This is a genomic window from Oscillibacter sp. 1-3, assembly GCF_000403435.2.
Classification (GTDB): domain Bacteria; phylum Bacillota; class Clostridia; order Oscillospirales; family Oscillospiraceae; genus Oscillibacter.
In genome coordinates this window covers 121,871-145,186 of sequence record NZ_KE159707.1, presented here as the reverse complement: position 1 = coordinate 145,186, position 23,316 = coordinate 121,871, and the positions used below count along the sequence as shown (strand labels likewise).

Sequence of the window (23,316 nt, the reverse complement as noted above, 5' to 3'; positions counted from 1 at the left end):
GCCATGATGAAGGTATCCAACGGCGGGTGCGTCCGCCATCTTGGCATCCGGTCCATGGCAGCGGCCCGTACCCGGAACATCGTGGCCGTGCTGGCCATCGCCCTGACCACCCTTTTGTTCACCTTCCTTTTTACCATCGCCGCCTCTATCAACTACTCCTTTCAGCAGGAGAACTTCCGCCAGGCGGGAGGCGACTTCCACGGCACCATCAAGGAGCTCACCTGGGAGCAGGTGGAGGAAATGCGGACGGACCCGCTGATTCGGGAGGACTTCGCCCGGATGTTTGTAGGGATGCCCGCAGACCCGCCCTTCAACAAATCCCACGTGGAGGTCTCCTATCTGGAGCCCGCCGCCGCGCCCCACTACTTCTGCCAGCCTGCCGAGGGATTTCTTCCCCAGGAGGGCACCGACGAGGCCGCCACAGACACCCGCGTCCTGGCCCTTCTGGGGGTGGAGCCGAAGGTGGGCGCGAAATTCACCCTCTCCTTCTACCTTGACGAAAACACCCCCAGCCGGAAGCTGGTCACCCGGACCTTCACCCTCTCGGGATGGTGGGAGTACGACAGCGCCATCGTTGCCAGCAACGTGCTCCTGCCCCGCTCCGCCGCCGAGGAGCTCTGCGCCCTGAGCAGCGACGACCCCTACTCCATGACCGGAGTGTGGAACCTGGACATGATGTTCCAAAACGACCTCCATATCGAGGAGAACGTCCTTCAGGTTCTGGAGAACCACGGCTATCAGCACGACGACCTCCTGGCGGAGAACTACCTGAGAATCGGCGTCAACTGGGGCTATTCCGGGGCGCAGCTCTCCAATGCCTTTGACGTCACAACGCTGATGGCCATCGTGGTTTTGCTGCTGCTGATTATCTTCACCGGATACCTGATTATCTACAACGTCTTCCAGATTTCCGTCACCAACGACATTCGGTTCTACGGCCTCCTGAAGACCATCGGCACCACCGGGAAGCAGCTCAAACGCATCATCCGCCAGCAGGCCCTGCTCCTCAGCCTCATCGGCATCCCCATTGGCCTGCTCCTGGGCTTTATCATTGGCAACAAGCTCACCCCGGTCATTATGTCCCAGCTGAGCTACAAGAACACCTTCGTCTCCTTTAACCCCCTGATCTTCATCGGGGCGGCGCTGTTCGCCCTGCTGACCGTGTTCCTCTCCTGCGCCCGGCCCGGCCGCATGGCGGCGAAGGTCTCCCCGGTGGAGGCCGTGCGCTACACCGAGGGCGGCGCGCCGAAAAAGACGGGGAAGCGGGCGGCGGCCCGAAGCGGAGAGAGCGGCGCCTCCCTGCCGAAAATGGCCTGGGCCAACCTGGGCCGGAGCCGGGGGAAAACCGTGGTGACGGTCCTCTCCCTGACCCTGGCGGTGGTGCTGGCCACGATTACCTACACCTTCTCCACCGGCTTCGACATGAACAAGTACCTGGCCCATATGGCCGACGTGGACTTTATCCTGGGGGACGCGGCCTACTTTCAGACCAGCGGCGGCTTCCGCACCATGGACGAGGCGGTGCCGGAGGAGATCATCTCTGACGTCAACGCCCGGAGCGGAATTGAGGAAAGCGGCCGGATCTATGGCGGAGTCTCCGCCATGAAGCAGTTCGTCACCGAGGACTGGCTTCGGATGGGCTATGGAATGTATAACTCCCCGGAGACGGTGGATGAGATCATTGCGGGAACCTCCCGGCTGCCCAGCGGGCTTTTGGAGGCCGGCGTGCAGATGTACGGCATGGAGGACTTCCCCCTGAGCCTGCTGGATGTGCTGGAAGGAGACCTGGCCCCCTTGTCGGACCCCAGCCAAAAGGCCATCGCCGCCGTGTACCTGTCTGACGACTACAACTCCACCCAATGGGACAGCAACTGGGCCAAGCTGGGAGACACTGTGACCATTCGCCATGTCACCGAGATGGAGTATTTCTACCGGGACACCGGGGAGATAATCGAGGACCTGGACGCCGCCATCGAGGGAACCCGCACCTGGGGGGAGCGAGCCAAGGTCTACGAGGACGTGGACTACACCGTCTGCGCCCTGGTGCGGATTCCCAGCTCCATCTCCTACCGTTACCGGGTTCTGGGCTGTGACGACTTTATCCTGGGAGCGGAGCGGTTCCGGCAGGACACCGGCACCGACAGCGTCATGACCTATCTCTTCAACACCACCGACGAGGCGGAGCCGGACATGGAAGCCTTCCTGGCAGAGTACACGGAGAGCGTCCAGCCCCTCTACGACTACGAGAGCCGGGCCACATATGTGGCCGAGTTTGAGAGCTTCCGGAGCATGTTTCTGACCATGGGCGGCGCGCTGAGCTTCATCATCGGCCTGGTGGGCGTGCTGAACTTCGTCAACGCGGTCCTCACAGGCATCCTCACCCGGAAACGGGAGCTGGCGGTGCTCCAGTCCGTGGGCATGACGGGAAAGCAGCTGAAAACCATGCTGGTTTTTGAGGGGCTGTACTACACCCTGCTGTCCTTGCTGGTGTCCCTGGTGATGACGGTGGTCCTGGGCCCCCTGGTGGGCAGCGCCGCGGGAGACATCTTCTGGTTCTTCACCTACCGCCTGACGGTGACGCCCATTCTGCTGGTGCTGCCGGTGTTCCTGGCGCTTGGCATTGTGGTGCCTCTGCTGGTCTACCGGTCCGTGGCAAGGCACACCATCGTGGAGCGCCTGCGGGAGGCGGAGACCTGACCCGCATAAAGCTGAGAGAGATTTTCAACAGCGCAGGAAACCCCTCTTGGGTTATCTCCGGCCTGAGAGCCGCCCTACAGGCGGGGCCTCCGAAACGTGCCTGCGGGCACAGCCCGCACACACCCTTCCTTTCCGTTGACGAAATCTCCGGCCTTTTTTGACAGTTTGAGAGACACGGCCCCTTGGGCCGTGTCTCTCTTTTGCAAAAACGCTATTTCAGCTGGTCCAGCGTCAGGGAGAAGCTGTCCATAAAGACCTCCAGGAAGTACGCCACCTCCGGCAGGCCGTAGGATTCCAGCGCCCTGCGGGTCTGGGCGGCGGCCTCCCGAAACTCCGTGTTCCCGGCCTTCAGCTCCTCCACGCACTTGATGTAGGCGGAGAGCTTATCCGCCGCCTTCACCAGCTCCTCCGTCTCGGCGGGGACCTCCGTCAGCAGAGGGGCGTAGGCGCGGCGCAGCTCCTCCGGCAGCATGGTCAGCAGCTTCCGGTTTGCCACGGCCTCCACGTCCTTGTAGGCGCCGCGGATGGCGGGGTTGTCATACTTGATAGGGGTGGGCATATCCCCGGTGAGGATCTCGCTGGCGTCGTGGTACAGCGCCGCCGCCGCCACGGCCCCGGCGTCCACATGGCCGCCGAATTTTTCGTTGCGGATCACCGCCAGGGCGTGGGCCAGCGCCGCCGCCTGGTGGCTGTGCTCCTGGACGTTCTCCGGCGCGGTGTTGCGCATCAGCGCCCAGCGCTGGATAAAGCGCATCCGGGAGATGTAGGCAAAAAAGTGGCTCTTCATCGCTCAGTCCTCCAGTATCTCTCCTGTGAGAATCTCCCCGTCCGTGCCGGTGATCCGCACGTTTCGCAGCTGATTGTGCAGCGCCGCCTCCGCCGTTCCCGCCAGCACCTCCATGTAGTTGGGGGCATGACCGGAGAACCGGCCCTCCTTCGGCTGTTCAAAGAGGACGGAATAAGTCTCTCCCACACAGCCCTGGAGATACGATGCCCGCATCTCCTCCGCGGCGGCGGAGGCCCGCCGGGCCCGCTCCGCCTTGACGGCCTTGGGCACCTGGGCCATCTTCGCCGCCGGGGTGCCGGGACGGACGGAGTAGGGGAAGATGTGCATTCTGGCAAAGCCGCACTTACGGATAAAGTCCAGGGTTTCTGCAAACTCCTCCTCCGTCTCCTCCGGGAATCCGGCGATGAGGTCGGTGGTGAGGGCGGGGCGGCCGAAGTATCGGTTCAGCAGCTCCACGGATTGGAGATACCGAGTGGCGCCGTATTTCCGGTTCATGCGGCGCAGGGTCTCGTCGCAGCCGCTCTGGAGGGACAGGTGAAACTGGGGGCACAGGTCCGGCAGGGCGGCACAGCGGCGGCAGAAATCCTCTGTGACGGTCCGGGGCTCCAGACTGCCCAGCCTGATACGGACGCCGGGAGCCGCGGCGCAGACGGTCTCGATCAGGTCCACAAGGCGCAAACCGTTTTTCAGATCCGCCCCCCAGGAGGAGATCTCAATGCCCGTCAGCACGATCTCCCGGTAGCCCGCCGCCGCCAGAGCCGCCGCCTGCTCCGCCGCCCGCTCCGGAGGCAGAGAGCGCACCGGCCCCCGGGCGTAGGGGATGATGCAGTAGGAGCAGAAGTTGACGCAGCCGTCCTCCACCTTGAGCATGGCCCGGGTGCGCTCCTCCAGCCCGCCGGCGGGCAGGACCTCAAATTCCCGGCGGTCAAAGGCCCGGTCGATGGCGGTCACTCTGGCGCGCTCCTCCGCCGCCTTCTCCAGCAGGGCGATGAAGCCCATCCGGTCCCCGGTGCCGGCGACGAGGTCTACGTCCAGTCCCTCCATGTCCTCCGGATGGGTCTGGGCGTAGCAGCCGCACAGGGCCAGCGCCGCGCCGGGGCGTTCCCGGCGGATCTTGTGCAGGGCCTGCCGGGACTTCTGATCGCTGACCGCCGTGACGGAGCAGCTGTTGACCACGTAGGCGTCCGCCGCAGCGGAAAAGTCCACGATCTCATGGCCCCGGGCCCGCAGAAGGCGCTCCATGGCCTGGGTCTCGTATTGGTTCACCTTGCAGCCCAAGGTGTAAATGGCAATCTTCATAGGCGGTCCTCGTTTTCAGATGGATTTGCCGCTTTGGGCGGAGGGGGCGTCCTCCCCTTCAAACAGTCGCTGAAAGCCCTCAAATCCCGCTTCTGATCTCTGGAGAGGCTGTTGAACTCCACATTTTGAACGGCGCCCTCCAGGGTGTAGAGGTGGACCAGGCAGACCTGGGGATACAGCGTTTTCAGCCGGAAAAACGCCTCCTTGGAGCCTGTCTCCATCAGCTCCTCCGCCGAGTGGATGCCGACGGCTCTCAGCTTTCTCGCCATCTCCGCGCCGATGTTCGTCATGGATGTCAATTCCGTCATAGGTTCTCCTTTTTCTTGCGCTTTCGGAAAATCTCCTGTATAATAAAATATTAGACTTATTATAACGGTTTTTCCCCCGCTGGGCAAGCCCCAATCGGGGGGCAGGAGATGTTATCATGATTTATCTGGATTACGCCGCCACCGCGCCGGTGCCCCAGGCCGTGGCGGACGCCATGTACGAGGTGCTGGCGGGCCAATTCGGCAACCCCAGCAGCCAGTACCCCCTGGGCCTGGAGATGAAGAAGCGGGTGGAGCTCTGGCGGAGGACCGTGGCGGAGGCATTGGGGTGTGAGCCGAAGCAGCTGTTCTTCACCTCCTGCGGCACCGAGGCGGACAACTGGGCCATTCGGGCCGCCCTCTGGCAGAACCGCCATCTGGGGCGGCACGTCGTCACCACCGCCGTGGAGCACAGCGCCGTGCTGGAGAGCTGCAAATGGCTGGAGCGGGAGGGATACGAGCTCACCTATCTCGCCCCGGACCAAAACGGGGACATCCAGGCGGAGCAGGTTCTCGCCGCCGTCCGGCCGGACACGGCCCTGGTCTCCATGATGCTTGTGAACAACGAGCTGGGAAACCTCTATCCCGTTCGGCCCGTAGCCCAGGGGCTGGCGGAAAAAAATCCGAGGACCCTCCTCCACACCGATGCGGTTCAGGGCTTTGGTCTCTTCTCCGTCAAGCGCCTGGGGGCGGACCTGGTAACCGTCTCCGCCCATAAGATCGGCGGGCCCAAGGGCATCGGGGCCCTGTACGCCGGCCCCCGTGTGAAGAGCCCCAAGCCTCTGCTGGCCGGAGGCGGCCAGGAGAGCGGCTTCCGGTCCGGCACTGAGGCCACCGCCCAGATCGCCGGCTTCGCCAAGGCGGCGGAGCTGCGGATGGGGCGGCAGATGGACATTGCGGACCATCTGGCGGGACTGCGGACCTACGCCATCCAGCGTCTGCTGGAGATTCCGGACCTGCAGATCCTGAACGGCGCCGCCCAGGCCTCCCACATTCTCGCCGTGTCCCTCCCCGGCTGGCCCAGCCAGAACATTGTCAACGACCTGGGGGGCCAGGGAATCTGCATCTCCGCCGGCTCCGCCTGCCACCAGGGGAAGCCCAGCCACGTTGTCGCCGCGCTGAGGCTGCCGAAGCGGACCGCTTCCGGCGTCATCCGCCTGAGCTTTGGCCCGGAGACTACCCGGGAGGAGATCGACGATTGCGCGGGGGCCCTGCGCCGTCACCACGACCAGCGGATGCCCATGCTGTGACCCGCTGCCGGAACTCACACAGTATCGAAAAGGGGGATCGGATATGCTTCGCTTTCTCCGCCGGGAGCCCGGCTTTTACCGGCACACCTGGATGCTGGCCCTGCCCATCATCCTGCAGAATCTCGTCACCACGTCCCTGGGGTTTGTGGACACCTTCATGGTGGGCCTGCTGGGGCAGTCGGAGCTGTCCGCCGTCACCGCCGCCAACACCCCCATTTTTCTGGTGCAGATCATCATCTTCGGCCTTCTCAGCGGCTTGGCGGTGCTGGTGAGCCAGTACTGGGGCAAGCACGACACGGAGGCCATCAACCGCTGTATGGGCATCGCCCTTTATACCGGCGTGTCTCTGGCCGCCCTGATCGCCCTGGCGCTGTTCCTGGCCCCCCGCCAGGTCATGGCGCTGGTGACGGACAACGCCCTGCTGATCCAGCTGGGGGCCCCGTATCTCAGGATCGTGGGCATCAGCTACATCTTCAACACCGCCAGCTCCGTCTATGTGGGAGTGCAGCGCAGCACGGAGAACCCCGCCATGGGCCTCACCGTGTTCACCGTCTCCATGGTGCTGAATACATTTTTGAACTACGTCCTGATCTTCGGCAAATTCGGCGCCCCGGCCCTGGGCATCACTGGCGCCGCCGCCGCCACACTGATCTCCCGGGCGGTGGAGTTTATTCTCACCTTCGGCTACGCCCTGCGAAACCGCCGCATCCCCCTGATGCCTGCCGCCCTCCTCCATCCGGGGACCGCCTTTGTGGGGGATTTTCTGAAATACTCCACCCCCGTGCTGGTCAACGACTCCCTGTGGGGCCTGGGCACCACGCTCATCACCGCCGTCATCGGCCACATGGCCATCTCCGAGGAGATGCTGGCGGCCTACGCCATCATGGGCAATATCGAGAAGTTCTCCACCGTGGCCTGCTACGGCATCTCCGGCGCGTCGGCGGTGATCGTGGGCAAGCGCATCGGCGAGGGGGCCTCCCGGGAGGAGGTCTATGAGGTGAGCTGGTGCATGCTGCTGCTGACGGTGCTGATCGGTCTCATGGTGTCGCTGTCCCTTGCGGTGCTGCTGCCCACGGTGTTCATTCCCCGGCTCTACCCCCTGTTCCACCTGGAGGGGCTGTCCCTGGAGATTGCCGCCACCATGTGCGTGGTCTTCATCTTCATGATGCCCACCAAGGCCTTTGACATCACCAACATCTCCGGCGTCCTCCGGGCCGGCGGGGATGTGCGGGTGTCCGCGGTTATCGACGTGGGCTCCGTGTGGCTGGTGGCCCTGCCCATCACCGTCCTGTCGGCCCTGGTGTTTGAGGCGCCGGTGGCCCTGGTGTGCCTGGGCATCCAGGCAGAGGGCCTCAGCAAGGTGCCCCTGGGCATCTGGCGGCTCCGGAGCCGGAAGTGGATCAACAACGTGACCCGGGAGGGAACGTCATGAACCTGTTTCGCTGTCCCGTATGCGGAGAGCCTCTGGCGCGGGGAGAGCGGGCCTATGCCTGCCCCAATCGCCACAGCTACGATCTGGCAAAGGAGGGCTACGCCTATCTCCTGCCCCCCAATCAGAAGCGCTCCGCCGCTCCCGGCGACGACCGGCAGATGGCCCTAGCCCGGCGGGAGTTCCTGTCCAGAGGGTATTATGAGCTGCTTTTGAATACGCTCTGTTGTGAGATTTTGGCTCTCTGCGGGGAATCTCCCGTGATCCTGGACGCCGGCTGCGGCGAGGGCTACTACACCGCCGGCATCTTCCAGGCCCTGCGGGCCGCCGGGAGGAGGCCCCGGATGGCGGGGACGGACATCTCCAAGTTCATCCTCCGCTCCGCCGCCAGACGGGAGAAGGGAATAGAGTTTGCCGTGGCCTCCTCCTACCGCCTGCCCCTGGCGGACAGCTCTCTGGACCTTCTGCTGGACTGCTTTTCTCCCCTGGCTCTGGAGGAGTTCCGCCGGGTGCTGCGTCCCGGCGGCGTGTTTTTGTACGTGGTCCCCGGAGAGCGGCACCTGTGGGAGCTGAAACAGGTGCTGTACGACCATCCCTACCTCAACGAGGAGAAGGAGACACCCTACGAGGGCTTCATCTATGAGAGGGTCGTCCCTGTAGACGGCGTCATCACTCTGCCCGGCCAGGAGGACATTCAGAACCTGTTCCGCATGACCCCCTACTATTGGAAGACGCCCAGATCCGGCGGGGAGCGGCTGGCGGCGCTGGACACCCTGGAGACCGCCGTCTCCTTCCGCATCCATATCTTCCGGAAGCTGTGGCCGGCTTGAAAGGAGGACGCACAGCCTAGCTGTGCGTCCTCCCTTCAGTCGCGATAAATAACTCGGGTTCCTTCCTCTCGGAGCATGCCTTTTTAAGGGCCAGCGCCGCGGCGGACACCATTGCTCCGTTCACCCTTCTGGCCTGATGGGGACACTGCACGGCACACCGCATACAGGAGATGCATCTGCTTTTATCGCATGATTTCACATTGGAGGCGTCAATCGCTCCGGCGGGGCAGTTTTTCACGCACAGGCCGCAGTTCACGCAGTTTTTGTCCGCCTTCGGGGTCAGTCCCGCGCCGCCCGCCTTTTTATAGGGCCGGTTTCCCGGAATCTCCGGCTTTTGGGAAATCCCGGGAAGGGCCAACTGAATCCGCTTTGCAAATGCCGCAAGCGTCTCCAAATCCTTCGTGTCGGGACGCCCCGCGGCATACTGGTGTATGATGGAGTGCTCGGCGACGGCTGAAACCGCGGCAGCCACACGAAAGCCGCAGCTCTCGGCGATGTCCTCCAGCTCCGCCAGGGTATCCTCATACGCGCGGTTTCCGTACACGCATACGAGGACGCACTTTGCGGAGCCGCCCTTGATTTTCGCCAGACGCTCGGCCGCCAATTTGGGAACACGTCCTCCAAAAGACGGCACCGCGATCAGCGCGGTATCGCCGTCCCCAAAGGCGTATGTTGAAAAATCGCTTTCGGCGTTGGAAAGATCAATGGTTTCCGCAGGCTGGCTCCATGCCTGGGCGATTGCGGCGGCCACTTTCGCCGTACCGCCTGTGGGACTGAAAATCAGTTTGTAAACGCTCATTTTTCCGCCTCCAATATGTAATATTTAGAATTACACTGACAGTATACTGCTCCCTGGGTGTAATGTCAAGATTTACATCAGCCGCATTTTGTGGTATGCTCGTGTTGTCTGGAGGTGGAAGCCGTGCATATCAGTACAAAGTGCTCCATCGCGGTTCACTGCCTGCTCTTTATCAATGAGTACGGCGGCGGCAGACGGGTGACCAGTGAGTTGCTGTCATTGTCGACAGGGTGCAACCCCGTCGTGATCCGCAATATTATGAGCGCCCTGAAAAAGGCGGGCATCATATCGGTCAAATCCGGGAGGGGCGGAGCGGCAATCAGCTGTCCCCTTGAGCAGATCAGCCTGTATCGGATCTGCATGGCGGTTGAGCCCGATGCGCTGGATAAGTTGATGGGGATTCACTCCGCGCCGTCGCCCTTCTGTCCGGTTGGCAGGAATATCCACGGAGTTCTTGATGCGTCCTACGAAAAGATTCGGGGGGATTTGCGGGCAAGCCTGCAGTCCGCAACCTTAAAGGAGATTGTGGAGGATTACCGCCGCAGGACTCCCAAATAGGCGAGCGGCTGTGCCGCTGCGCAGCCGCCTGCGCAGCCAGCATTTGTAACCATTTGATCCAGCATAGGGCGGAGGCTGTCCTCCCGTGCTCCCCGGCATCAACCAGACCTGCTTTCTATTTGTCAGTTTGTCAATAAGCCGGCGGGAGGCACAATTCTGTGCCTCCCGCCCTGTGTATTCATTTCTGTATTTACGCCCGGGCGTGCCGCTGCCGCACAGGGGCAGGCAGGGGCGGCAGAATCCGCTCCCGGCAGTAAATCTCCCGGAGTCTGGCTCCTACGGCCTCCAGGCTGCGGCTCTCTGCCGTGGCCCGGCCCGCGGAGGTCAGATCCGGCAGAGAGCCTGCGAGAAGACCCTCAACGCTCTGTTGAAATTCGCCGGTATTTGCCGCTTTGTATACATTTTTGCCGTCCTCCAGCCACCCGCCGTACACGGGGATGTCCCGCACCACCGTGGGAATCCCGCAGGCCAGGGCCTCCAGCACCACGATGCCCTCGGTCTCCTCATGGCTCATAAAGGCGAACACGTCTGCGCCGCAGTAGGCTTCCCGCAGCCGTTCCCGGTCCACAAAGCCGGGGAAACGGACGTTGGCGGGGGCGTTTTCAATGGCCCGGACGATCTCCTGGGGAATCAGGCGGGGGTCTGTCCAACCGAACCACAAAAAGCGGGCGGAGGGAATCCGCCGGGCCAGATCCAGAAACTCCGTCAGTCCCTTGCGGGCGATGGTGTGGCCCACAGAGATCACCGTCCGCGCGTCCTCCTCCAGGCCGTACCGCCGCCGGAAAGCGGAGCGGGCGGCGGGGTCCGGGCGGAAGTAATCCGTGTCCACGCCGTTGGAGATGCTGTACACCGGGCGCTTGAGACCGTAGCCCTCCAGCAGCTGCCGGGAGTACTCCGTGGGGGTCAGCACCACGTCCCCCAGGCCGTAGCAGAACCTGATCCACTGCCGGAACAGGGGGGCCAGGGCGTCGGAGCCCTTGAAGGAGCCGCGGAAATCCTCCATGGTGGAGTGGCCGTACCACACCACCTTCCTCCCCCGCAGGCGGGCGCCCAGGGCCGCCAGCACGGAGTCCGGGAGGACGGTGTTCACATGGACGGCGGCGGCGTCCTTCGTCCAGCGGGAGGAAGTCTCGATCTCCGCCCGCCGCAGGCACTCCCGCTGGTGGCGGATGGCCTGTCCCACGCCGCTGCGGCCCACCAGCTTCTCTCCGCCGCTGTAAATGTAGATTTTCATGGCGTCCTCTCCTTACCGCGCCCCGGAAATCCGTTTTTGGGCGCACAAATCCAGGCGGGCGTCTCCGTCCGCTTTTTTTGATCCAAAATCAGTTTTTACAGTAACTGTCGATTTATGACAGAAAAATCTTCAAATCCTCAAAACGTTTCATGTTTTCAAATGGCGGGGGGCGAAGGCGCTCTCGGTTTCGGGGGTTTAGGCCTTGTTTGAAAAATGGCGGAATGCCCAACGGCGAGAGATTTTTTCGCCGATCAAGGCAAATTTTTACGGGCGGGCTGACGTCCGGCAAGAAAATTTAACGCAGAGTGGCGGAAAAAGATCCACTGTTTGGGCGTTTTGACTTTTTTCAAACAAGGCCTAGAGTATAAGGCCCGAGATAAGAGTTCTGCGCCTTGCGAGGCGCGGCCCGGGGCTTTGCCCCGGACCCCACAGCCTTTGAAAAGGCTGGCGGAATTTTTATCTGCTGATTCGCCCTCAGTGGATCATCATCTGCCAAATTGCCGTCAGCCCCAGGCTGTACAGTGCGATGGCAAAGGGCTTGCCCAGGAGAATGATGGCAGTGTACCGCCGCCAGCTCATGTCCGTGGTGCCCGCCAGATAGCACAGGAAATCGTCCGGCGCCACCGGCAGGAAGATGGCCAGGGCAAAGAGCCGGGCGAAGCGGTTCCGCTCCTCCGCCCACCGGCTGTACTTTTGGATGGTCTTCTCCGAGAACAGCAGGGACAGCAGAGGCTTGCCGCAGTTTCGGGCCACGGCGAAGGCCATGAGGGAGCCGATACAGATGCCTACATAGTTGTAGACAAAGCCCCAAACCGGGCCGAACAGAATCACGCCCACCAGGCACCCCAGTCCCCCCGGCAGAACGGGCACCACCACCTGTACCGCCTGAAAGACGGTGAACAGCAGCGCCCCGGCGATCCCCAGGCTGGCGACCAGCGCCTCCAGCCGTTCCTGGGAGGTCAGTACGCCGGTCTGCCACCCCCACAGGGCCACTGCCACGCACAGGAGAAACCCGATGGCGGACACGGCCTGGAGGACGGTTCTCTCCACAGGCCGGCTCATGCGGAGACCCCCTGACAGCGGCTTTCGACAGCGTGGCGGGCGATCTGTTCAACATAGATGGCCTCCGCCCGCTCCGCAAAGCGCTGGGCGGAGAACTCCTCTGCCGAGGCCCGGGCACCCCGGGACAGCCGCTCCCGGCGGTGGGGCTGGGAGAGGAACTCCGAGAGCCTTGCCTGGAAGTCCGCCTCGTCCCGGTACTGCCAGCCGTTCTCCCCGTTCCGGACAACGCCGGTAAGGCAGGGGTCCGCCCGGCACAGAGCCGGGACGCCGGCGGCCAGCGCCTCGATGTAGGTCAGGCCCTGGGTCTCGCTGGTGGAGGCGCTGACGAACAGGTCCCCCAGCTGGTACCAGTCCGACACCTGCTCCGGGGGCACCATGCCGGCGAACACCACGTCCGGAGCCGTCAGGCCCAGGGCGGCGGCCTCCCGCTCCAGCCGCGGACGGTCGGGGCCGTCTCCCACGATCAGGAGCGTCACCGGCACGTCTCCCAGGGCGGCGCGGCTGCGCAGCAGCTCGTCGATGTTTTTCTCCTCCGCCAGCCGGCCCACGGAGACCAGAATGGTCCGCTCCTCCGGGATCTCCAGGCTGGCTCGCAGCACCGCCGACCGCCAGGGGTCCGCCTCACGGCTGAAGGGAGTGAGGTCGATGCCGGAGGGCACCACGAACACCGGGCAGCGGACGCCGTATTTCTGTAGCAGCATCCGCACCTTGCCGGTGGGGGCGATGAGGCAGTCTGTCCGGGCCGCCACCCACCGGGAGAACACCGCCGCCGCCCGCCGCCCGAACCGGACGCTGGGGGAGAAGTAGTGGGTGTAGTCCTCGTACACCGTGTGGTAGGTGTGGACCAGGGGGATGTCCAGCTCCTCCGCGATGCGCCGGGCCAGGAAGAAGGTGGAGAACTCGCACTGGGAGTGGACCACGTCCGGCCCCCAGGCAATCAACTCCCGCACCCACTTTCCAGCCAGAGCCGTGCGCAGCCGGGCGCCGGGATACACCAGTCCCGCAGCGATGGAGCCCAGGTATGTCACGCCGTCCTTTTCCCAGGAGCGGCGGCTCTGGGAGAGGGTCAGCACCCGGACCTCATGGCCCCGCCGCTCCAGCTCTCTCCGGAGATTTTTCACCGACGTGACCACCCCGTTGACGGCGGGGCTGTACCAGTCGGAGGTGATGAGAATTTTCATGTAAGGTCCCTCATTTCGCGTTGTTCTATCCATCCATACGAGATGGCAGTCTGGTTTTCTTCAAAAAGCGGAAATATTTTTATGTCTACTCTGTATCATTGTACTAGTGTATTAGATATGATAATACAGTTAATACAGCTTGTCAAGTCCTAATTTGCAATTTCGCGGTCCCTGATAGAAGGCGAAAAGACAGCGGCTTTTCAGGGGCGGGGCTCTGTCCCTGGATAAAATACGGGAAGAGAACGCTCCTGGACACCCCCCGCTTTTACAATAGCACCGGAATCTGTCCACAATCTTTCTGAAATCTGACAGTTTTGAAAGAACCGCGGCCCCGGCGGCCTGAGAAGCCGCCGGGGCTGCGGAAAGTCAGCGCTCCGCCTCGCCGCCCACGATGCGGTCGTAGGCGGAGGCCGTGAGGCCGTAGACCAGGGCGTAGATGGCGCAGAAGGCCAGCAGGGTCCCTGCGGTGCAGAGGGCGAACAGCTTCACGTCATAGAGGTTGAACAGCGTCAGCATGCAGGAGAGCATGGGGAAGGCCGCCGCCGCATGGACGCCCGCTGTCCCCAGGGGCAGGAAGAACACCAGCAGAATCTGGCTGTGGATGGAGGCCCTGACCTCCTTTTCCGTCATGCCCACTTGGCGGCAGATGTGGTAGCGCCGCTGGTCCTCGTACCCTTCGGAGATCTGCTTGTAGTAGATGATGAGGACGGTGGTCATAAGGAAGAGGATGCCAAGGAACACCCCCAGGAATAAAAACCCGCCGTACATGGCGTAGAACTCCTGGGCATTGTCCTGCTTGCTGGTAAAGCCGATACCGCCCTCCCGCAGGCTCAGACGGTGCACCAGGTCCTCGGTCTGGGCCAGCTTTTCCGCGTAGTCCTTTCCGGTCAGGTTCAGCTGGATGCGGAACTGGCGGGCGGTGCGCTCCCGGTCCAGGGCCATGAGATTCTCCGCCGTCTCCCGATCCGCGACCACCAGGAACAGCTCCGCCTCCTCGCTGCCAAGCAGCGTGGTGGTGGCGTGGCGGATGGGCTCCGTGATCTCGCCCTGGACACGGAAGGCGTATCCCTCCAGGTCAAAGGGGGATTCGATATACGAGGCGGGGTGCTCGTCGTTGTACCGGGCGATGCGGAACTCCGCAGGGAAGTTCTCCAGGCCGGCGGCGTGGACCAGCACCTCGTCCGGGGCCAGGCTGACGGCCCGGCCCGTCAGGCGGGCGTAGTCCTCCGCCGTCACCACCTCCAACAGCGTCCGCTGGGTGCTGGGGCTCATGTTCAAAGACAGCACGCCGCTGCGCCACCCGCAGTACACCCAGTAGCGGTTATAATACCGAAGATCCTGGAGCTCACCTACAGAGGCGGCCTCCCGCCGCACCTCCTCCAGGTACTCCATGGAGTCCCCGCTCTGGCGGTCCAGGTCCTGGAGAAACTCGATGTCATAGGGGAACATCTCGTCCAGGGCCCGGTCCAGGCCGATATACATACAGATGGTGGTGGACACCGTCACCAGCACCATAGTGGAGAGAATGCAGATGTTGGCAAGGCCCACGGCGTTTTGCTTCATGCGGTAGAGGAGGCCGGAGACGGCGGTGAAGTGGTTGGTCTTATAGTAAAAGTTTTTGTTGGCCCGCAGCCGTTTCAGCAGGGCGATGGACCCGGCGGTGAACAGGCAGTAGGTGCCGATCATCACCAGCGCCACCGCCAGGATGAAGAAGAGCATGGCCTCCACCGGGTTCTTTATCGTGAAGGAGAGGCCGTAGCCCCCCAGCAGCGTCACAAGGCCGATGAGCACCAGCAGCCATTTGGTCCGGGGCTCCCGCTCCCCGGCGTGCTCGCCGTGCAGAAGCTCCACCGGCTTGGACCGATACAGCCGGAAGAGGTTGCGCAGCAGCGTCAGGGCCATCAGCACGGCGAAGAGGACGGCCGTCTCGCAGATTCCCGGCAGGCTGACGGAAAAGCCGAACAGCACCGGCAGATGGGACATTTTCAGCACCACCAGCAGCATCAGCTTGGACAGGAGAATGCCCGCCAGAATCCCTCCGGCGATCACCGCCGCGGCGCTGAGAACCGTCTCCCAGCACATCACCAGGGCGATGTGCCGCTTCTCCAGGCCCAGGATGTTGTAAAGGCCCAGCTCCTTCTGCCGCCGCTTCATGACGAAGCTGTTGGCGTAGAGCAGGATGACGGCGGCGAAGAGCGCCACCACAAAGCACCCCACGCTGGTCAGGGACTGGAGGTACACGGCTCCCCGGACGGATTTCAGGGTCTCGTGGCCGGAGAGAAAGCGGAGGATGTAGTACATGGCCGCCACGCCGCCGCAGGAGAGGAGATAGGGGCCGTAATACCGCCCGTTCCGGGCCAGATTCACCAGGGCCAGCCGGGGGAAAAAGCCGGATTTACGCATGGGACTCACCGCCTTGCGAGAGCACCGTCAGCGTGTCGGAGATGCGGCGGAACTGGGCCTCCTGGGTCTCCCCGCCCCGGTAGAGCTGGTGGTACACCTGCCCGTCCCGCAGGAAGAGCACCCGTCCGGCGTGACTGGCGGCCTTGACGGAGTGGGTCACCATCAAAATGGTCTGGCCGTCCCGGTTGATCTCCCCGAAGAGCTCCAGCAGGTTGTCGGAGGCCCGGGAGTCCAGGGCGCCGGTGGGCTCGTCCGCCAGGACGATCTGGGGATCGGTGATGAGGGCCCGGGCGGCGGCGCAGCGCTGCTTCTGCCCGCCGGAGACCTCGTAGGGGTACTTCTCCAGGATGTCGGAGATCCCCAGCTGCTTTGCCAGGGGGCGGAGCTTGGCTTCCATGGCCTCGTAATCCTTTCCCGCCAGCACCAGGGGGAGGAAGATGTTGTCCCGCAGGGAGAAGGTGTCCAGCAGGTTGAAGTCCTGGAACACAAAGCCCAGGTGGGACCGGCGGAAGGCCGCCAGATCCCGCTCCCGGATGTCGGAGAGGGCCTTGCCGTTGAGATAGACCTCCCCGGCGGTGGGGCGGTCCAGGGCCGCCAGGATGTTCAGAAGCGTGGTCTTACCGGAGCCGGACTCGCCCATGATGGCCACATACTCCCCGGACTCCACGGAAAAGCTCACGCTGCGCAATGCCTCCACCTGGTTCCCGCCGAAGCGGGTGGTGTAGACCTTTTGTAAATGCTGTACTTCCAGCAATGCCATGAAAAAGACCTCCTTGGGTTTGATGGACCCAGTATACCAGACGCGCCGGACCGCCAGCCATCGATTTGGCTTACAGTCCGGCGCGGTATCTTACAGTTTTGTAAGGTTGGGAAAATGGGCGGGCGCTGGGAGAAAGCCGGGCAGTTGAGGGGGATGGTCTATTGAGGGAGCCGGGCAATTGAGGGAAGAATGGCCCGCTGAGGGCAGCGGGCCCCACAAAGAAACGCCTGCCCCACTTTCAGCCTGGACCACTGCGAGGAGAAGAATATATAAACTGCCTGGGGCTGGAGCGCAAACCATGTGGGGCCTGCACCCCTGTGCAGGCCATTCCCCCGATGACCTCTGCACCTTTTTACTCCGCCACCCGCTTCCCCCGGCTCAGGTCCAGGCGCACCAGGGTGCCCTGACCGGGGCGGGAGGTGACGGTGATGCCATGGTACAGCCGCTCCATCACCATCTTGCTGAGGTACAGCCCAATGCCGGTGGACTTCCGCTCTGTCCGGCCGTTGTATCCGGTGAAGCCCTTCTCAAAGACCCGGGGCAGGTCCTCAGGCCGGATGCCGATGCCGTCGTCGGCAATGACCACCGTGTCCCGGTCGCCGTAAATGCGGATGGTGCCGCCCTCCGGCGTGTACTTCAGGGCGTTGGAGAGCACCTGCTCCACCACAAAGCCCAGCCACTTGCCGTCCGTCAGCACGGTCTTTCCCGTCTCCTGAAAATCCAGGGTGATTTTTTTCAATATGAACATCTTGGCCAGTTTCCGCACCGCGCCCCGGAGGATTCCGTCCAGGTCACAGTCCTGGAGGACGTAGTCCGTGGAGCTGCTGTCCAGCCGCAGGTAGGACAGGACCATCTCCACATACTGCTCGATCTTCAAAAGCTCCACCTCCAGGGCGCCGCTGTCCTCCCGCTCCTGGAGCAGAAGGCCCAGGGCGGCGATGGGGGTCTTGATCTGGTGGGCCCAGAAGGTGTAATAGTCCGTCATGTCCCGCAGGCGGTTCTCGTTCTCCACGGCCAGCCGGGCCCGGTTCTGGCAGAGGGCCTGGACCAGAGCCTGGTAGTCCTCCTCCAAAAGGCCCCTGGGAGGCGGCAGGGGCAGAACCTTCTCCCGGACCTGCCGCAGCAGCAGCCGCAGTTCCCGGTGCCGGGCGAGAAAGCGGCTGTACCCCACGGCAAAGAGGGCCAGCCCCAGGGCCAGACACAGCGCGGCGGCGTAGGCCACCGCCTCCGACGGCAGATCATAGAGGGAGAATACCGCCGCGAAAATCACGAAAAATCCCAGCAGCAGCAACAGCAGCTTGTACTGCCGCCGCAGATACGCGCTCAGCAGGCTCATAGGCTGTCCTCCACCAGATAGCCCGCCCCCCGGCAGGTACGGATGAAGCTGCGGAGGCCTGCGCCGTCCAGCTTCTTCCGCAGGCGGTTGACGTTGACGGAGAGGGTGTTCTCGTCCACAAAGCTGTCCGAGGCCCACAGGGCGGCCATGATGGCCTCCCGGGTGACGATCTGGCCCTTGTGCTCCAGCAGGAGCTGGAGGATTTTGTGCTCGTTTTTCGTCAGCTCCACCCGCTGCCCCGCGGCGGTCAGGGTGCCGTGGTCCAGGTTCAGCACCGCGCCGCCGCAGGAGAGCAGCCGGGCTGCGGGGCCGAAGTCGTAGGCCCGGCGCAGGGCCGCCTGGACCTTGGCGGAGAGGACCTGGAGGTCAAAGGGCTTGGGCAGCAGATCGTCCCCGCCCATCTGCATGGCGGTCACCATGCTCACGTTGTCCGAGGCGGAGGAAACGAAGATGATGGGCACCTTGGAGACCCGGCGAATCTCCGCGCACCAGTGGTAGCCGTTGAAAAAAGGCAGGGAGATGTCCAGCAGCACCAGCTGGGGATCAAAGGCGGCGAACTCGGAGAGCACGCTGTCAAACCGCTCCGCCCGGGCCACCTGATAGCCCCAGCCCTCCAGATGACGCTGCATGGCCCCGGCGATGACGGGGTCGTCCTCCACGATGAAAATCCGGTACATGGTTGTCCGCCTCCCAAATAAACTCGTTTGAAGCATACCACCGCCGGGGGGAAAAGTCAAATGAGAGAGGAGCCGCCAAAGGCGGCTCCTCTCCTCGATGGGTTCACTCCACCTCCTGGGAGACGGGGGTGAAGACCACCTTTGTCTCCGGGCTGTCCGCAGGCCGGATGGTGATGAGACTGCCGTCCGGGGTTTCCTCCTCGGTGGTCACATAGTCCTCCATGGGCGTACGCTCATTGGTCCAGCCCATGTCGTTCTCCTCCAGGAAGGCCTCCACCGCGGCGGGGTCCGCCTTGGCGGGGTCCAGAGGCAGCTCAAAGAGAGCGTGAGGACCGGTGTAGTCGTCACAAAAGGCAATGGTGCCGTCGTCGTTCACGGTGAAAATGGTGTTGTTGGGTACGAAGCCCTCATAGAAGGCCATGTACACCGTGCGGTCCGCGAACATCTCAATGCTCTCGGTGTCCAGCAGATAGTAGTAGATGCCGTTTTCCGCAAAGCCGCTGGCACCCGCGCCCAGGGTCCAGTTGTTCACCGCCGCGGGGGAGCAGCCTGCCGCCAGGGGCGTCATGGTGTAGCGTGTGAGCTCGAAGGTCTGGGTCTCCAGGGGCTCCCCGTCCAGGCGGCGCAGGGACAGCACGGCGTAGGTGCGGGCGCTGTCCACGTCCGAACTGTATTTGTCCAGGTCCGCGCCGGACACCAGCCCCATGAGGGTTACGGCAAAGTCCCCGGTCTCCACGGTCTCGTTGATCTCAATGGCGTCCGGGCCCTCAAAGGCCTCCGACAGCAGGGTGTTGCCGAAGCGCTCCGCCACCTGGGCGGGAGTCAGCCACACCAGGGCGGCGGACACGGACACGATCAGAAGGGCCACGGCGGCGGCGGCCGTCACCGCCAGCTTTTTTGTCTTGCTGAAATTCACGATCTTGTTCTCCTTTTCCAATTCTCGGGCGCGCTGGCGCAGCAGGTTCGCCGTCCGCTCCTGAAAATCGGCGGAAAAGGGGATCTGGTCAAAGGCTTCACGGTATGTTTTCCGGTCCATCACATATCCTCCTTCAGCATCTGCCGCAGCCGCTCCCGGCCGCGGGCCAGGCGGGTGCCCACCGTGGCGGCGGGCAGGCCCAGCGTCTTTGCGATCTCTTTGATGGAATATCCCTCGTAATAGTAGAGGTGGATGACAGCGCTGTACTTGTCCGGCAGCGCCCGGACAGCGGAGAGGAGATCGAGGGTGTCCTCCTGGGCCGCAGGCTCTCCCGCCTCCTCCAGGGGGAGGTTCCGGTGCTCCGCGCTGCGGCGGATGTCGCTGGAGCGGTGGAGGGTGGCCCGGATGAGCCACGCCTTCTCATGCCCGGCGTCTCGGAACATGGGGCGGGCGGTCAGCAGCTTTAGGAACACCTCCTGCACAGCATCCTCCGCGTCGGCAGGGGAGTCCAGCCGGGAGGCGGCCAGGTGCAGCAGCATGGAGCCGTACTGCTCCACGATGCGGGAGATGATTTCATCGGTACCAAATGAAACCACATTCTCAACTCCTTTCACCCATAACACGGGCGGGGACAGGGATATTTTTCAGCCTGGGAGGAAATCTGCGAAAAAATATCCCGCCTGCCGGACAGTATACCATAACTGTCCGGCAGGCGGGGCGTTGTTCCATTTATTTTTCCGCCGAGATGCACACGGCGTGGCAGATGCCCGGAATGGACTCCCCCTGAAAACTGGAGGTAGGGGAGAGCAGAGCCCCGGTGGGGGCGAAGACGATCTTTTTCCACTTCCCCCGCCGCATCTCCGTCAGAAGATACCCGTTGAGCACAGAGGCGGAACAGCCGCAGCCGGAGGCCCCGGCGTGCATATCCTGACCGTCCCGGTCGTAGAGCAGCAGTCCGCAGTCCTGGAAGTTGTCCCCCAGCTCCACGCCGTCCCGGGAGAAGAAGTCCCGGACAATGCCGTGGCCCAGGTCCCCCAGATCGCCGGTGATGATGAGGTCGTAGTCTTCGGGGCCGGTGCCGGTGTCCCGGAAGAAGGCGGAGAGGGTGTCGTAGGCGGCGGGGGCCATGGCCGCGCCCATGTTGTTGGGGTCGGAGATTCCCTTGTCCACGATCTTGCCGCAGGTGACGTGGGTGATATAGGGCCCGGGGCCCTCCCGGCCCAGGATGGTGCAGCCGGAGGCAGTGGCGGTCCACTGGGCGGTGGGAGGCCGCTGGCTGCCGTAAGGGACCGGCATCCGGTACTGGCGCTCGGCGGTGCAGAAGTGGGAGGAGGTGACGGCGGCGGTGCGCTCCGCAAATCCCCCGTCGATCAGCATGGCCGCAAGGGACAGCGACTCCCCCATGGTGGAGCAGGCGCCGTACAGCCCGTAGAAGGGGATACCCAGCTCCCGCAGGCCGAAGGAGGAGCCGATGCACTGATTCAGCAGGTCCCCCGCCAGAATATAGTGGATGTCCTTGGGTTTCAGCCGGGCCTGGTCCAGCGCCCGCTGGACCACCTTTTTCTGCATGGTGGACTCCGCCTTCTCCCATGTCTTCTCCCCGAAGAAGGAGTCCTGGCTCAGCTCGTCGAAGTACCCGGACAGCGGCCCCTGGGCCTCAAACTTGCCGCCGATGTTGGCGAAGGAGAGCACGGAGGGCGGCACGCCCAGGGCAATGGTCCGCTGGCCGGTTCGTTTTTCATTCATGGAAAGCCACCTCGGTCTGATGGATTTTCCATAGGGTGCCCGAAACGGGGAAAATTAGTCATTCGCCTGCAAGCCCGGCGGCTTTGGAAAGACGCGCAGAGGGGAAGCGCTGCCCCGAAGATGCACCTCCTCACACTCCCGCATTAAGATGCAGATCCATTTCTTGGCGGTTTGCCATAAGCTCTTTTTCTCTGCAAAACATAACACGGGCGGCTGTGCCGCCCGTGTTATGTTTTGCAGTCACGTATAGGACCGCTCCACCTGGACCACGGCGTAGAAGCTCCCGTCCAGCGCCCGGACGGCGCAGCGGATCTTCTCCTCCACCTGGCGGTCGCTGAGGCGGAAGTCGTAGGGCACCACCGCGTCAAAGATCACATTGGTGTGGGTGGGGCCGGAGACCATGCGGAAATCATGGATGGTGATGTCGTCATCAATGCAGCGGACCAGCTCCGCCACACGGCGGCGGGTCTCCTCCGTGACGCCGTCGTCGGTGACTACCGGGTCCATATGGATGACGGCCTCACAGCCCAGATGCTCCCGCAGCTCCCGCTCCACATTGTCGATCTCGTCGTGGAGGGCCAGCACGTCCTGGCTGGCGGGGACCTCGGCGTGAAGGGAGATCATCACCCGTCCGGGACCGTAGTCGTGGACGATCAGATCGTGGATGCCGATGATCTTGCTGTGGGCCATGACCAGGTCCCGGATGCGGGCGACAAACTCGCGGGTGGGGGGCGTGCCCAGCAGGGGGTCAACGGTCTCCTTGGCGGCCTTCACGCCGGACCAGAGGATAAACGCCGCCACCAAAAGGCCCGCCCAGCCGTCGATCATCTTTCCGGTGAGATGGCCCGCCAGCGTGGCCGCCAGCACCGCGGCAGTGGCGGCGCTGTCGCAGAGGGAGTCCACGGCGGTGGCCCGCATGGCGGAGGAATCCAGCTTTTTTCCCAGCCGCCAGTTGTAAAAGGCCATGTAGAGCTTCACCCCCACGGAGACGCACAAGATGGCGGTCACCAGAGGGGTGGCCGTCACCGGCGCGGGGTGAAAGATCTTGGCGAGGGAGGATTGGAGCAGCTCCCAGCCCATCAGCAGGATCAGCACCGCCACCCCCAGGCCGGAGAGGTACTCGATCCGCCCGTGGCCAAAGGGGTGGTGGGCGTCCGGCTTCTGCCCCGCCAGGTAGAAGCCCAGCAGGGTGATGGCGGAGGAGCCGGCGTCGGAGAGGTTATTGAAGGCGTCGGCGGTGATGGCCACGGAGCCGGCCAGAGAGCCCGCCAGCAGTTTTCCCGAAAACAGCAGCACGTTCAGAAGAATGCCCACCGCGCCGCAGAGGATGCCGTAGGCCTTGCGGAGGGCGGCGGGGTCCCGGCCGCCGGGGCGGAGAAAGAGCCGGGAGAGCAGGGAGATCATGGAATCAGGTCCTTTCCGTAGAGGTGGGCGTCCCGGGGATAACCAGCTTCATGTGACAGCACAGGTCGTCCAGGTCCCGGTCCGTAGCGGCGGGAACGCGCAGCTTGGCGCCGCAGCGGCGGCAGATGAGGTCCACGGCGGAGCGGCGGATCTCCATGCCGTATTGTACGCCGCCGCAGCCGCAGGTGATTCCATTTTCCCGGGAGGCGATGTCCTTGAGCTCGGAGAGGACCTCGTACATGATGACGCTGTCCAGAAACGCCTCGCCGCCCTCCGATTCCTGCCGCTTTTCCTTTTCGGCCAGAATCTCCAGCTCCCGCAGATTTTTCTCCACCGTGCCCTCCGGGCCGATGAAGCAGCAAAACTGCTTTGACTTCGCACAGCCCAGGGCGGTGGCGCCCCGCAGGACCCGCTCCGGCGGGCACGCCGCCGTGTGGGTCTCGCCGCAGAGGCCACAGGGGACGTAGAACCGGTATCGCTCCCCGTCGAACTCCGCCCGCAGGGCGGATTCCCCGCAGCCGCACTCGATCTCCGCGTTGGAGGCCTCCAGCGCAAAGACAGACCGGGCGGCCGTCACCGTCTTGCCGCACTTGGGGCAGAGGTAGCCGAAGGTGCGCATCTCACCGCTCATGGTGTTTCCCTC

The 23,316-nt window shown here is 63.5% G+C and carries 21 protein-coding genes; 5 read left to right on the top strand and 16 right to left on the bottom strand.

All coding sequences use genetic code 11. The features are described 5' to 3' along the window. The first annotated feature begins 3 nt into the window (after positions 1-3). Positions 4-2,697: an ABC transporter permease gene (locus C816_RS07095; RefSeq protein ID WP_371254365.1), complete on the top strand. Its 2,694-nt coding sequence runs from the start codon at positions 4-6 to the stop codon at positions 2,695-2,697. Between the two features lie 211 nt (positions 2,698-2,908). Here the strand turns inward: C816_RS07095 and yfbR are convergent, their stop codons facing one another. From yfbR to C816_RS07080, 3 genes are read right to left on the bottom strand one after another with little or no spacing between them, the layout of a single operon-like run. Further along, positions 2,909-3,484 (bottom strand): 5'-deoxynucleotidase, encoded by a 576-nt coding sequence (gene yfbR / locus C816_RS07090; protein ID WP_016321709.1) that lies wholly within the window; start codon positions 3,482-3,484, stop codon positions 2,909-2,911. A gap of 3 nt (positions 3,485-3,487) precedes the next feature. Beyond that, positions 3,488-4,783 carry a tRNA (N(6)-L-threonylcarbamoyladenosine(37)-C(2))-methylthiotransferase MtaB gene (mtaB, locus tag C816_RS07085; protein ID WP_016321708.1) on the bottom strand — a complete coding sequence of 432 codons (1,296 nt, stop codon included), beginning with the start codon at positions 4,781-4,783 and terminating at the stop codon, positions 3,488-3,490. Beyond that, entirely contained in the window at positions 4,780-5,091 is a 312-nt protein-coding gene (locus C816_RS07080; RefSeq protein WP_016321707.1) for a TfoX/Sxy family DNA transformation protein, read from the bottom strand. The genes mtaB and C816_RS07080 overlap by 4 nt, the downstream gene beginning before the upstream one ends. A 116-nt stretch (positions 5,092-5,207) precedes the next feature. Between C816_RS07080 and C816_RS07075 the strand changes: the two genes are divergently transcribed. The 3 genes from C816_RS07075 to C816_RS07065 are packed head-to-tail and all read left to right on the top strand — an operon-like array spanning position 5,208 to position 8,597. Further along, positions 5,208-6,338 (top strand): cysteine desulfurase family protein, encoded by a 1,131-nt coding sequence (locus C816_RS07075; RefSeq protein WP_016321706.1) that lies wholly within the window; start codon positions 5,208-5,210, stop codon positions 6,336-6,338. Between the two features lie 43 nt (positions 6,339-6,381). Next, positions 6,382-7,770, top strand: coding sequence for an MATE family efflux transporter (locus tag C816_RS07070; protein WP_016321705.1), 1,389 nt, complete (start codon positions 6,382-6,384; stop codon positions 7,768-7,770). Beyond that, positions 7,767-8,597, top strand: a complete 831-nt coding sequence (locus C816_RS07065; protein ID WP_016321704.1) for a putative RNA methyltransferase — start codon at positions 7,767-7,769, stop codon at positions 8,595-8,597. Before C816_RS07070 ends, C816_RS07065 begins: the two co-directional genes overlap by 4 nt. 16 nt (positions 8,598-8,613) lie before the next feature. Here C816_RS07065 and C816_RS07060 read toward each other — a convergent pair whose 3' ends face one another. Then, complete coding sequence (locus tag C816_RS07060) at positions 8,614-9,396, bottom strand: 4Fe-4S binding protein (RefSeq protein WP_016321703.1); 783 nt, start codon at positions 9,394-9,396, stop codon at positions 8,614-8,616. Between the two features lie 123 nt (positions 9,397-9,519). Between C816_RS07060 and C816_RS07055 the strand changes: the two genes are divergently transcribed. Continuing rightward, on the top strand, positions 9,520-9,954 hold the full coding sequence (locus tag C816_RS07055; protein ID WP_016321702.1) for an RrF2 family transcriptional regulator: 435 nt from the start codon (positions 9,520-9,522) through the stop codon (positions 9,952-9,954). 190 nt (positions 9,955-10,144) lie between these two features. Here C816_RS07055 and C816_RS07050 read toward each other — a convergent pair whose 3' ends face one another. The 12 genes from C816_RS07050 to C816_RS06995 form a co-directional block, all read right to left on the bottom strand. Beyond that, positions 10,145-11,188 (bottom strand): glycosyltransferase family 4 protein, encoded by a 1,044-nt coding sequence (locus C816_RS07050; RefSeq protein ID WP_016321701.1) that lies wholly within the window; start codon positions 11,186-11,188, stop codon positions 10,145-10,147. A 474-nt stretch (positions 11,189-11,662) separates the two neighbouring features. Next, on the bottom strand, positions 11,663-12,250 hold the full coding sequence (locus C816_RS07045) for a TVP38/TMEM64 family protein (protein WP_016321700.1): 588 nt from the start codon (positions 12,248-12,250) through the stop codon (positions 11,663-11,665). Continuing rightward, a complete protein-coding gene (locus C816_RS07040) occupies positions 12,247-13,431 on the bottom strand; it encodes a glycosyltransferase family 4 protein (protein WP_016321699.1) in 1,185 nt (394 codons plus the stop codon). The genes C816_RS07045 and C816_RS07040 overlap by 4 nt, the downstream gene beginning before the upstream one ends. A gap of 366 nt (positions 13,432-13,797) precedes the next feature. Beyond that, positions 13,798-15,834, bottom strand: a complete 2,037-nt coding sequence (locus tag C816_RS07035; RefSeq protein ID WP_016321698.1) for an FtsX-like permease family protein — start codon at positions 15,832-15,834, stop codon at positions 13,798-13,800. After that, complete coding sequence (locus tag C816_RS07030) at positions 15,827-16,594, bottom strand: ABC transporter ATP-binding protein (protein WP_016321697.1); 768 nt, start codon at positions 16,592-16,594, stop codon at positions 15,827-15,829. The genes C816_RS07035 and C816_RS07030 overlap by 8 nt, the downstream gene beginning before the upstream one ends. Positions 16,595-16,946: 352 nt before the next feature. Next, positions 16,947-17,930 carry a sensor histidine kinase gene (locus C816_RS07025; RefSeq protein WP_016321696.1) on the bottom strand — a complete coding sequence of 328 codons (984 nt, stop codon included), beginning with the start codon at positions 17,928-17,930 and terminating at the stop codon, positions 16,947-16,949. Further along, positions 17,927-18,607, bottom strand: coding sequence for a response regulator transcription factor (locus C816_RS07020; RefSeq protein WP_016321695.1), 681 nt, complete (start codon positions 18,605-18,607; stop codon positions 17,927-17,929). Before C816_RS07020 ends, C816_RS07025 begins: the two co-directional genes overlap by 4 nt. Before the next feature lie 103 nt (positions 18,608-18,710). Beyond that, the gene (locus C816_RS07015) at positions 18,711-19,643 is read right to left on the bottom strand and encodes a hypothetical protein (protein ID WP_016321694.1); all 933 of its coding nucleotides are present in this window, start codon (positions 19,641-19,643) and stop codon (positions 18,711-18,713) included. Beyond that, entirely contained in the window at positions 19,643-20,119 is a 477-nt protein-coding gene (locus C816_RS07010) for an RNA polymerase sigma factor (protein WP_016321693.1), read from the bottom strand. The genes C816_RS07015 and C816_RS07010 overlap by 1 nt, the downstream gene beginning before the upstream one ends. A 133-nt stretch (positions 20,120-20,252) precedes the next feature. Beyond that, the gene (spoVAD, locus tag C816_RS07005) at positions 20,253-21,269 is read right to left on the bottom strand and encodes a stage V sporulation protein AD (RefSeq protein WP_016321692.1); all 1,017 of its coding nucleotides are present in this window, start codon (positions 21,267-21,269) and stop codon (positions 20,253-20,255) included. Positions 21,270-21,509: 240 nt separating this feature from the next. Further along, positions 21,510-22,673, bottom strand: coding sequence for a cation diffusion facilitator family transporter (locus tag C816_RS07000; protein WP_016321691.1), 1,164 nt, complete (start codon positions 22,671-22,673; stop codon positions 21,510-21,512). Positions 22,674-22,677: 4 nt separating this feature from the next. Then, complete coding sequence (locus C816_RS06995; RefSeq protein WP_016321690.1) at positions 22,678-23,304, bottom strand: hypothetical protein; 627 nt, start codon at positions 23,302-23,304, stop codon at positions 22,678-22,680. Positions 23,305-23,316: the final 12 nt, after the last annotated feature.

Excerpts from the sequence above, each read along its gene's own strand:
- C816_RS07095 (WP_371254365.1), top strand. The coding sequence starts at position 4 with ATGATGAAGGTATCCAACGGCGGGTGCGTCCGCCATCTTGGCATCCGG.
- yfbR (WP_016321709.1), bottom strand. The coding sequence starts at position 3,484 with ATGAAGAGCCACTTTTTTGCCTACATCTCCCGGATGCGCTTTATCCAG.
- mtaB (WP_016321708.1), bottom strand. The coding sequence starts at position 4,783 with ATGAAGATTGCCATTTACACCTTGGGCTGCAAGGTGAACCAATACGAG.
- C816_RS07080 (WP_016321707.1), bottom strand. The coding sequence starts at position 5,091 with ATGACGGAATTGACATCCATGACGAACATCGGCGCGGAGATGGCGAGA.
- C816_RS07075 (WP_016321706.1), top strand. The coding sequence starts at position 5,208 with ATGATTTATCTGGATTACGCCGCCACCGCGCCGGTGCCCCAGGCCGTG.
- C816_RS07070 (WP_016321705.1), top strand. The coding sequence starts at position 6,382 with ATGCTTCGCTTTCTCCGCCGGGAGCCCGGCTTTTACCGGCACACCTGG.
- C816_RS07065 (WP_016321704.1), top strand. The coding sequence starts at position 7,767 with ATGAACCTGTTTCGCTGTCCCGTATGCGGAGAGCCTCTGGCGCGGGGA.
- C816_RS07060 (WP_016321703.1), bottom strand. The coding sequence starts at position 9,396 with ATGAGCGTTTACAAACTGATTTTCAGTCCCACAGGCGGTACGGCGAAA.
- C816_RS07050 (WP_016321701.1), bottom strand. The coding sequence starts at position 11,188 with ATGAAAATCTACATTTACAGCGGCGGAGAGAAGCTGGTGGGCCGCAGC.
- C816_RS07045 (WP_016321700.1), bottom strand. The coding sequence starts at position 12,250 with ATGAGCCGGCCTGTGGAGAGAACCGTCCTCCAGGCCGTGTCCGCCATC.
- C816_RS07040 (WP_016321699.1), bottom strand. The coding sequence starts at position 13,431 with ATGAAAATTCTCATCACCTCCGACTGGTACAGCCCCGCCGTCAACGGG.
- C816_RS07035 (WP_016321698.1), bottom strand. The coding sequence starts at position 15,834 with ATGCGTAAATCCGGCTTTTTCCCCCGGCTGGCCCTGGTGAATCTGGCC.
- C816_RS07030 (WP_016321697.1), bottom strand. The coding sequence starts at position 16,594 with ATGGCATTGCTGGAAGTACAGCATTTACAAAAGGTCTACACCACCCGC.
- C816_RS07025 (WP_016321696.1), bottom strand. The coding sequence starts at position 17,930 with ATGAGCCTGCTGAGCGCGTATCTGCGGCGGCAGTACAAGCTGCTGTTG.
- C816_RS07020 (WP_016321695.1), bottom strand. The coding sequence starts at position 18,607 with ATGTACCGGATTTTCATCGTGGAGGACGACCCCGTCATCGCCGGGGCC.
- C816_RS07015 (WP_016321694.1), bottom strand. The coding sequence starts at position 19,643 with ATGGACCGGAAAACATACCGTGAAGCCTTTGACCAGATCCCCTTTTCC.
- spoVAD (WP_016321692.1), bottom strand. The coding sequence starts at position 21,269 with ATGAATGAAAAACGAACCGGCCAGCGGACCATTGCCCTGGGCGTGCCG.
- C816_RS07000 (WP_016321691.1), bottom strand. The coding sequence starts at position 22,673 with ATGATCTCCCTGCTCTCCCGGCTCTTTCTCCGCCCCGGCGGCCGGGAC.
- C816_RS06995 (WP_016321690.1), bottom strand. The coding sequence starts at position 23,304 with ATGAGCGGTGAGATGCGCACCTTCGGCTACCTCTGCCCCAAGTGCGGC.